The 10,987-nt window shown below is 49.5% G+C and carries 1 protein-coding gene; it reads right to left on the bottom strand.

The genetic code is table 11. The annotated features are described in order from the left end of the window. Positions 1-115 precede the first annotated feature (115 nt). A complete protein-coding gene (locus E2I05_RS01405) occupies positions 116-10,966 on the bottom strand; it encodes a retention module-containing protein (protein ID WP_170179606.1) in 10,851 nt (3,616 codons plus the stop codon). Positions 10,967-10,987 lie beyond the last annotated feature (21 nt).

Here is a 10,987-nt window from a genome sequence, read left to right as displayed (position 1 = left end):
ATCGTTTTTATTCTTTTAATGCTGTACCAACTTATTCGTCTTTATAAGCTTTAAAGTCGGTACAACATTCTTAAACCGAATAAATAAACGGTTACGTCTAATAGCAATGGAACGACTATGGCATCAACTCACCACTTTTAAACGCGTCATGATTATATATCTCATTCAGCGTTTGTGTTGGTGTTTGAAGGTTTAAACCACCTTGCTCAGTTTCAACAATCGCACCACTTTGACTATTAATATCAAACAAATGGTTAATGATACCAGCATCTGCAGTGTCACTACCAACATATTGCGTCAAATTGTTGACATTTGTTAAGACAAGCTGTTGCTCACTCTCTATTTCATTAACAGATTCAGCAGACGTATTAGAATAATTATTGTTTGAATAATATTCTGGCATAGCTTGATAATCAACCTGTAACAATTCATTCACTGATAATACACTAGCTTGTTCGGTGCTTATATCTTCTGCATCTTCAATTGTTGTGAGTGTATTTAGCTGATCGTTATTAACTAGATTAAGATCAATGATTAAATCTGCCGTAGTGCTATCACCGTCAGCATCTTCAATCATGTAGCTGAATACATCCGTTTGCCCCTCTAAATCATCTGTTGCATGGGTATTTAAGGTATAAGTATATCCGCCGTTAGAGTCGATTAATAAAGTACCGTAAAGACCGACGATTTGTGCCGAGCCATTCACAATGGCAACATTGCCTGTTTCATTGGATACGGAGATCAGTTCAAAACCTTGGTCGGCACCTGTGACATTAGAGTCAATCACTGTGCCTGTCGTCATTGGCGGCACAAATCCAACGCCTGGAACAATGAAAACAACTAACTCATAACTGGTTGAATCATTTTCTGGGGTATAAATTGTTGTAACGGATTCACCGTCACCTCCAACTTCCCTAAACCCTTGCACTTGAATGGTATAAAATTGACCTTCGTAATTAAAGGTAACAGTCGTTTGACCTATAGTAATGATGTCATCACCAACTCCACCAGTATTTGGAGTTTCATTATGATCAAAATCAATGTCCATGCTTACAGGGGTTTGATTACCTGAAGCATCTGTCAAGGTAAAAGTAATATTCATGGTTGCAGAAGTAATACTTGTACCTGTATTTTGCGGATAGTTGTAATGGGTAAAAGTGCCCAGCACTATCTCTTGATTCACTGCTATTTCACCACCTAAGCCAATGTCGTTATCAATAAAGCCATAACCAGATTGGTAGCCGTTATCTGAAGAAGTATGAGGTGTTCCCCAACGGATTTGATCATTACCAGAGTCGTTATCTGTCCCTCCTTCATTGGGCAAATCGCTACCATCGAAGTAAATCACAGTATGATGATGATCATTTTGTGGCAGCCAATTGGCTTCGACACCGCTTGCTGTAAAACTATCAACCACTAAATTGAATTCATTGATTACAGTTTCTGCATAAACCGCATCATCTTCAACATTCACAGTAAAGTTTTCGTTCGCAAGATTGTTTCCTTGATCATCACTAACGTTAATGCCAAATAGAATATCCTTAATATCTTCAGACTCGACATCAGGATGATCAATCGTTCCTATGAGTGTAACGTCGTAAGTCCATTCATCCGAATCAGAAGTGCTTGGCTCAAACAGTTGAATTGTTAATATTGATTGATACGAATTATCCCCGATGCTCCCAATATATCCAGTCAAAACGCCTGTTGCTTGCTCCCAATTCCATTGAACGGCTTGTTGATTCGATGTAATCCCTAATGGTCCAACGAGTGAAACCACAAGCGGTAACTCATCGTTGTTCTGAATTGTTATAGAGCCAGTGTCAGAAACGCTATCATTGCTGTCTTCAATTCCGTCAATCACACCAAGTCCAGCTAATGCTTCTTCTGACACTAAAGTATTCGTCGGAGTAATAACAATCGGATCTACTACAGGCATCACTTGTATAACAACAGTCGCACTATCCGTATCACCATCTATATCGGTTATCGTGTAATCAAAAGTCACGTCACCATTATAGTTAGCGTTTGGAATGAAGCTCATCGTACTGTCTGAGGCAATCGATACTATACCGTTAGCCACAGCAATCGTTTGAGCATTGCCTGTGAGTACAACACCTGCGATGGAAGTTATGCTTAATCCACCATCTGCAGCGGCATCATTAGCCAATAGATCTAAAGTCTGACTCGTATCTTCATCCATCGTGTAGTTATCGTCTGCAGCATTGGCAGGGTAATCTGAATCGGTACCTGTGATTTTAATGGTTAATGTCGCCGTATCGCTGCCACCACTCCCGTCAGAAATGGTATAAGTAAACACATCGTAGGCAAGCTCTCCTTCTGCGAGATCTTGTGTAACATCACGTGACTCATCTAAACGATATACGAATTCGCCATTAGACTGGAGTTGTAAGAAGCCATATGTACCACTAATGACATCACCCACAGTGAAAGGCATGCCATTGAATTCAATGCCTGTGACCGTAAGTGAGCTATGGTTATTGTCAATGTCGGTGTCATTATTAAGCACATTACCTGTGGCTTCATTGTCTACTGCCGCTGGAATGGTGGCTCCTAACGCTGAGCCGGCTCCATCATAGTTATACACAATTTCGGTTGTGCCATTGATGGGATCGACAAGCAGAACAGTGTTACCTGAAAACACATAGAGATTGCCATCATGTCCAGAGACTAGGCCATAGTTGCCGGTAGTTAGACCTAAGTCGCTAATGACTTCAGTTGCCGTCGCGTTCCCAGTTGTTTCATTTATTACGACTTCATATAGTGCGCCATCATATGTGGTCCAATACATATTACCGTTATGAAAGGCTAAGTCGCCGTCTGAAAGGACGCCGAGGTTGTCATAAGTATGTAACACGCTGCCATCTGTAGGATCCAATTCATAAATCGTACCACCACCGGCAGCATAGAGTCGGCCATCATCTGAGAAGGTCAACGCATTAGCCCGTGCGTCAAGTGGCTCATTAATCGTTGTCACTTCTCCGCTCAGCTTATCAATTATATATAGGCCTTCAAAGGTGATGCCGAATAACTCACCTGATTCTGATATTGCTACGTCAGTAAATATCGTCCCAGTGTCAGCAATTTTTGTATGAGCGCCCGTGCTTAAATTGACTAAAGCTAAGTTTCCACGACTATCGACGACATAAGCCGTATTATAGGCAATGTCTGATTCTGTCATTTCAACACAGTCGTCTTCGGCATGTGGCGCATCGTTGGTGCCATTGATGGTGATGGTCACTGTGGTGCTGGTCACGCCATCGGCATTAAACACCGTAAACACGTCTGTCAAATGATCGCCCACGCCCAGCAGTTGGATCACGCTTTGGCTGTTGTCGGCGCTGTAGACCCAATTGCCATCGGCATCTAATGTCAGCGTGCCGTACAGACCGGTGAAATTGCCGGGCAGGAACTTATCTTCACCAGCATCTCCGCCAGTGCCAGGGATTAAGGTGCCACTGTCTTCCAGCATACCGCTTTGGGTCACATCAGTGTCTTCGGTCACACTGCCTGTGTCGGCGACCAAGGTCGGTACGTCATCGGTGCCATTGATGGTGATGGTCACTGTGGTGCTGGTCACGCCATCGGCATTAAACACCGTGAATACGTCGGTCAAATGATCGCCCACGCCCAGCAATTGGATCACGCTTTGGCTGTTGTCGGCGTTGTAGACCCAATTGCCATCGGCATCTAATGTCAGCGTGCCGTACAGACCTGTGAAATTGCCGGGCAGGAACTTATCTTCACCAGCATCTCCGCCAACGCCTGGGGTTAAGGTGCCACTGTCTTCCAGCATACCGCTTTGGGTCACATCGACGTCTTCGGTCACACTGCCGGTGTCGGCGACCAAGGTCGGTACGTCATCGGTGCCATTGATGGTGATGGTCACTGTGGTGCTGGTCACGCCATCGGCATTAAACACCGTGAATACGTCGGTCAAATGATCGCCCACGCCCAGCAATTGGATCACGCTTTGGCTGTTGTCGGCGCTGTAGACCCAATTGCCATCGGCATCTAATGTCAGCGTGCCGTACAGACCTGTGAAATTGCCGGGCAGGAACTTATCTTCACCAGCATCTCCGCCAACGCCTGGGGTTAAGGTGCCACTGTCTTTCAGCATACCGCTTTGGGTCACATCAGTGTCTTCGGTCACACTGCCGGTGTCGGCGACCAAGGTCGGTACGTCATCGGTGCCATTGATGGTGATGGTCACTGTGGTGCTGGTCACGCCATCGGCATTAAACACCGTGAATACGTCGGTCAAATGATCGCCCACGCCCAGCAGTTGGATCACGCTTTGGCTGTTGTCGGCGCTGTAGACCCAATTGCCATCGGCATCTAATGTCAGCGTGCCGTACAGACCTGTGAAATTGCCGGGCAGGAACTTATCTTCACCAGCATCTCCGCCAACGCCTGGGGTTAAGGTGCCACTGTCTTCAAGCATACCGCTTTGGGTCACATCAGTGTCTTCGGTCACACTGCCGGCGTCGGCGACCAAGGTCGGTACGTCATCGGTGCCATTGATGGTGATGGTTACTGTGGTGCTGGTCACGCCATCGGCATTAAACACCGTAAACACGTCGGTCAAATGATCGCCCACGCCCAGTAGTTGGATCACGCTTTGGCTGTTGTCGGCGTTGTAGACCCAATTGCCATCGGCATCTAATGTCAGCGTGCCGTACAGCCCTGTGAAATTGCCGGGCAAGAATTTATCTTCACCGGCATCTCCGCCAGTGCCTGGGGTTAAGGTGCCACTGTCTTCCAGCATACCGCTTTGGGTCACGTCAGTGTCTTCGGTCACACTGCCGGTGTCGGCGACCAAGGTCGGTGCATCATCGGTGCCATTGATGGTGATGGTTACTGTGGTGCTGGTCACGCCATCGGCATTAAACACCGTAAACACGTCGGTCAAATGATCGCCCACGCCCAGCAGTTGGATCACGCTTTGGCTGTTGTCGGCGCTGTAGACCCAATTGCCATCGGCATCTAATGTCAGCGTGCCGTACAGACCTGTGAAATTGCCGGGCAGGAACTTATCTTCACCAGCATCTCCGCCAACGCCTGGGGTTAAGGTGCCACTGTCTTTCAGCATACCGCTTTGGGTCACATCAGTGTCTTCGGTCACACTGCCGGTGTCGGCGACCAAGGTCGGTACGTCATCGGTGCCATTGATGGTGATGGTTACTGTGGTGCTGGTCACGCCATCGGCATTAAACACCGTGAATACGTCGGTCAAATGATCGCCCACGCCCAGCAGTTGGATCACGCTTTGGCTGTTGTCGGCGCTGTAGACCCAATTGCCATCGGCATCTAATGTCAGCGTGCCGTACAGACCTGTGAAATTGCCGGGCAGGAACTTATCTTCACCAGCATCTCCGCCAACGCCTGGGGTTAAGGTGCCACTGTCTTCAAGCATACCGCTTTGGGTCACATCAGTGTCTTCGGTCACACTGCCGGCGTCGGCGACCAAGGTCGGTACGTCATCGGTGCCATTGATGGTGATGGTTACTGTGGTGCTGGTCACGCCATCGGCATTAAACACCGTAAACACGTCGGTCAAATGATCGCCCACGCCCAGTAGTTGGATCACGCTTTGGCTGTTGTCGGCGCTGTAGACCCAATTGCCATCGGCATCTAATGTCAGCGTGCCGTACAGACCTGTGAAATTGCCGGGCAGGAACTTATCTTCACCAGCATCTCCGCCAACGCCTGGGGTTAAGGTGCCACTGTCTTCCAGCATACCGCTTTGGGTCACATCGACGTCTTCGGTCACACTGCCGGTGTCGGCGACCAAGGTCGGTGCATCATCGGTGCCATTGATGGTGATGGTTACTGTGGTGCTGGTCACGCCATCGGCATTAAACACCGTAAACACGTCGGTCAAATGATCGCCCACGCCCAGCAGTTGGATCACGCTTTGGCTGTTGTCGGCGCTGTAGACCCAATTGCCATCGGCATCTAATGTCAGCGTGCCGTACAGACCTGTGAAATTGCCGGGCAGGAACTTATCTTCACCGGCATCTCCGCCAGTGCCAGGGATTAAGGTGCCACTGTCTTCAAGCATACCGCTTTGGGTCACATCAGTGTCTTCGGTCACACTGCCGGTGTCGGCGACCAAGGTCGGTACGTCATCGGTGCCATTGATGGTGATGGTTACTGTGGTGCTGGTCACGCCATCGGCATTAAACACCGTAAACACGTCGGTCAAATGATCGCCCACGCCCAGCAGTTGGATCACGCTTTGGCTGTTGTCGGCGCTGTAGACCCAATTGCCATCGGCATCTAATGTCAGCGTGCCGTACAGACCTGTGAAATTGCCGGGCAGGAACTTATCTTCACCAGCATCTCCGCCAACGCCTGGGGTTAAGGTGCCACTGTCTTCAAGCATACCGCTTTGGGTCACATCAGTGTCTTCGGTCACACTGCCGGCGTCGGCGACCAAGGTCGGTACGTCATCGGTGCCATTGATGGTGATGGTTACTGTGGTGCTGGTCACGCCATCGGCATTAAACACCGTAAACACGTCGGTCAAATGATCGCCCACGCCCAGTAGTTGGATCACGCTTTGGCTGTTGTCGGCGTTGTAGACCCAATTGCCATCGGCATCTAATGTCAGCGTGCCGTACAGCCCTGTGAAATTGCCGGGCAAGAATTTATCTTCACCGGCATCTCCGCCAGTGCCTGGGGTTAAGGTGCCACTGTCTTCCAGCATACCGCTTTGGGTCACGTCAGTGTCTTCGGTCACACTGCCGGTGTCGGCGACCAAGGTCGGTGCATCATCGGTGCCATTGATGGTGATGGTCACTGTGGTGCTGGTCACGCCATCGGCATTAAACACCGTAAACACGTCGGTCAAATGATCGCCCACGCCCAGCAGTTGGATCACGCTTTGGCTGTTGTCGGCGCTGTAGACCCAATTGCCATCGGCATCTAATGTCAGCGTGCCGTACAGACCTGTGAAATTGCCGGGCAGGAACTTATCTTCACCAGCATCTCCGCCAACGCCTGGGGTTAAGGTGCCACTGTCTTCAAGCATACCGCTTTGGGTCACATCAGTGTCTTCGGTCACACTGCCGGCGTCGGCGACCAAGGTCGGGACGTCATCGGTGCCATTGATGGTGATGGTTACTGTGGTGCTGGTCACGCCATCGGCATTAAACACCGTAAACACGTCGGTCAAATGATCGCCCACGCCCAGCAGTTGGATCACGCTTTGGCTGTTGTCGGCGCTGTAGACCCAATTGCCATCGGCATCTAATGTCAGCGTGCCGTACAGGCCTGTGAAATTACCGGGCAGGAACTTATCTTCACCGGCATCTCCGCCAACGCCTGGAGTTAAGGTGCCACTGTCTTCCAGCATGCCGCTCTGGGTCACATCAGTGTCTTCGGTCACACTGCCTGTGTCGGCGACCAAGGTTGGTATGTCGTCGGTGCCATTGATGGTGATGGTCACCTGACTTGGGGTGCCGTCGATACTTTGGACTGGGAAAGTTTCTGTGACGTTGTCACCCACATTGAGCTCATCGAAGGCGCTGTTGGCGGTGAAGCTCCAGTTGCCGTTCGCGTCTAAGGTGAAGGTGCCGTATTGACCCACCACACTTTGGCTGATGAAGGTGTCATCTGGGTTATCTACGTCTGTGGCAGTTAATGTGCCGCTTAGTTCTATTGGCGCATTAGTTTCATCTACTTCGACATTGGCGCTGCTGACGATGGCCGCATCGTTGGTGCCGTTGATGGTGATGGTCACCTGACTTGGGGTGCCGTCGATACTTTGGACTGGGAAAGTTTCTGTGACGTTGTCACCCACATTGAGCTCATCGAAGGCGCTGTTGGCGGTGAAGCTCCAGTTGCCGTTCGCGTCTAAGGTGAAGGTGCCGTATTGACCCACCACACTTTGGCTGATGAAGGTGTCGTCTGGGTTATCTACGTCTGTGGCGGTTAATGTGCCGCTTAGCTCTATTGGCGCATTAGTTTCATCTACTTCGACATTGGCGCTGCTGACGATGGCCGCATCGTTGGTGCCGTTGATGGTGATGGTCACCTGACTTGGGGTGCCGTCGATACTTTGGACTGGGAAAGTTTCTGTGACGTTGTCACCCACATTGAGCTCATCGAAGGCGCTGTTGGCGGTGAAGCTCCAGTTGCCGTTCGCGTCTAAGGTGAAGGTGCCGTATTGACCCACCACACTTTGGCTGATGAAGGTGTCGTCTGGGTTATCTACGTCTGTGGCGGTTAATGTGCCGCTTAGCTCTATTGGCGCATTAGTTTCATCTACTTCGACATTGGCGCTGCTGACGATGGCCGCATCGTTGGTGCCATTGATGGTTATGGTCACCTGACTTGGGGTGCCGTCGATACTTTGGACTGGGAAAGTTTCTGTGACGTTGTCACCCACATTGAGCTCATCGAAGGCGCTGTTGGCGGTGAAGCTCCAGTTGCCGTTCGCATCTAAGGTGAAGGTGCCGTATTGACCCACCACACTTTGGCTGATGAAGGTGTCGTCTGGGTTATCTACGTCTGTGGCAGTTAATGTGCCGCTTAGTTCTATTGGCGCATTAGTTTCATCTACTTCGACATTGGCGCTGCTGACGATGGCCGCATCGTTGGTGCCATTGATGGTTATGGTCACCTGACTTGGGGTGCCGTCGATACTTTGGACTGGGAAAGTTTCTGTGACGTTGTCACCCACATTGAGCTCATCGAAGGCGCTGTTGGCGGTGAAGCTCCAGTTGCCGTTCGCGTCTAAGGTGAAGGTGCCGTATTGACCCACCACACTTTGGCTGATGAAGGTGTCATCTGGGTTATCTACGTCTGTGGCAGTTAATGTGCCGCTTAGTTCTATTGGCGCATTAGTTTCATCTACTTCGACATTGGCGCTGCTGACGATGGCCGCATCGTTGGTGCCGTTGATGGTGATGGTCACCTGACTTGGGGTGCCGTCGATACTTTGGACTGGGAAAGTTTCTGTGACGTTGTCACCCACATTGAGCTCATCGAAGGCGCTGTTGGCGGTGAAGCTCCAGTTGCCGTTCGCGTCTAAGGTGAAGGTGCCGTATTGACCCACCACACTTTGGCTGATGAAGGTATCGTCTGGGTTATCTACGTCTGTGGCAGTTAATGTGCCGCTTAGTTCTATTGGCGCATTAGTTTCATCCACTTCGACATTGGCGCTGCTGACGATGGCCGCATCGTTGGTGCCGTTGATGGTGATGGTCACCTGACTTGGGGTGCCGTCGATACTTTGGACTGGGAAAGTTTCTGTGACGTTGTCACCCACATTGAGCTCATCGAAGGCGCTGTTGGCGGTGAAGCTCCAGTTGCCGTTCGCGTCTAAGGTGAAGGTGCCGTATTGACCCACCACACTTTGGCTGATGAAGGTATCGTCTGGGTTATCTACGTCTGTGGCAGTTAATGTGCCGCTTAGTTCTATTGGCGCATTAGTTTCATCTACTTCGACATTGGCGCTGCTGACGATGGCCGCATCGTTGGTGCCATTGATGGTTATGGTCACCTGACTTGGGGTGCCGTCGATACTTTGGACTGGGAAAGTTTCTGTGACGTTGTCACCCACATTGAGCTCATCGAAGGCGCTGTTGGCGGTGAAGCTCCAGTTGCCGTTCGCGTCTAAGGTGAAGGTGCCGTATTGACCCACCACACTTTGGCTGATGAAGGTGTCATCTGGGTTATCTACGTCTGTGGCGGTTAATGTGCCGCTTAGCTCTATTGGCGCATTGGTTTCATCCACTTCAACATTGGCGCTGCTGACGATGGCCGCATCGTTGGTGCCGTTAATGGTGATGGTCACAACTTGTTCATCAAAACCACCTAACCCATCACTAACACGTACTGTGTAGGTCACATCAAAACTTTCACCGTCTTGCAGTGCTTGTACCCTTGGATCTTGGTTATTGAGTGCAAAGTTCCACTCACCCGTGGTGGCGTCTACCGTGAAAGTACCTTCTGGCTGGCTTTGAGATTGAAGGCTCCAACTCAGATCACTGCCTAAATTATCTACATCACTTGCAATTAATTGACCGCCTATGTTTAACACGCCATCAACTGGGGTATTGCTTTCATCCACACCTGATTCTGTCACGCTAGCATTAAATATTTCACTGGTAATAGTGGGAGCATCGTTGGTACCTACCACAGTAATAGTCACAACTTGCGTGTCTATTCCACCATTACTGTCCGTTACTTGGACAGTGTAAATTAGCTGTTCGCTTTCCCCAGTCTGTAAAGATTGAACAATTTCAGCATCATTGTTAATGATAAATACCCATGCCCCTGTAGAAGCATCAATACTGAAATCACCATGCGGATTGCTTCCACCGACAACACTCCATGTTAAGTTTTCATCTATATCATCAACAGCAGTCATCTGGCCGCTAACTGAAAGAGTGCCTGCTACAGGCGCATTATTGATGTCTACACCTGCTTCAGTTGATTCTCCAGTGAAATCTACACCTGAAATCACGGGGGCAAGATCTAATATAGACTCGACCTGTTCAGAGGTAGCACCTAGAGCAGTTGCTAGGGCTCCATTTGTTTCGAATTGAGTTGTTGCGATTGTTTCTGCGCCGTCTCGTTCGAGAGTGGTAAATCCTGATCCACCTTCATTGGCCGGTGCTCCACCTGCTGCTGTTTCTGGTAAATCAATGGTTGGATCACCACCCGCGGCAATAATATCTTGAAGAGTTTGGATGTCTGTTAAAGCATTTAGTTCGATTAAATGGGTATTATTATCTTCAAGGTTCGAATTTGAATAAACTTGTCCATCTTTGAACTGAATTTGAAAGCGAGCGCCATTAGCGACTCTAATACTAGCCCCTTGCGGTAAGTATTCATTCTCGCCAGCTTGGTATTCAATATCACCTATCTTAACGAAAACTTGACCAGAAACAGTGGTAAACGTGCCTTCTTGCAGTGCGGTATAACGATCCATGTTAGCCCCTAAAACTCTCAT

It is taken from the genome of Parashewanella spongiae, from assembly GCF_004358345.1.
In the GTDB taxonomy this organism is placed as follows: Bacteria; Pseudomonadota; Gammaproteobacteria; order Enterobacterales; family Shewanellaceae; genus Parashewanella; species Parashewanella spongiae.
The sequence above is the reverse complement of the archived record's forward strand: the minus strand, read 5'-3'. Positions and strand labels throughout refer to the sequence as shown.

What these genes read in the sequence shown, in the direction of transcription:
- E2I05_RS01405 (WP_170179606.1), bottom strand. Translation starts at nt 10,966, where the DNA reads ATGGATCGTTATACCGCACTGCAAGAAGGCACGTTTACCACTGTTTCT.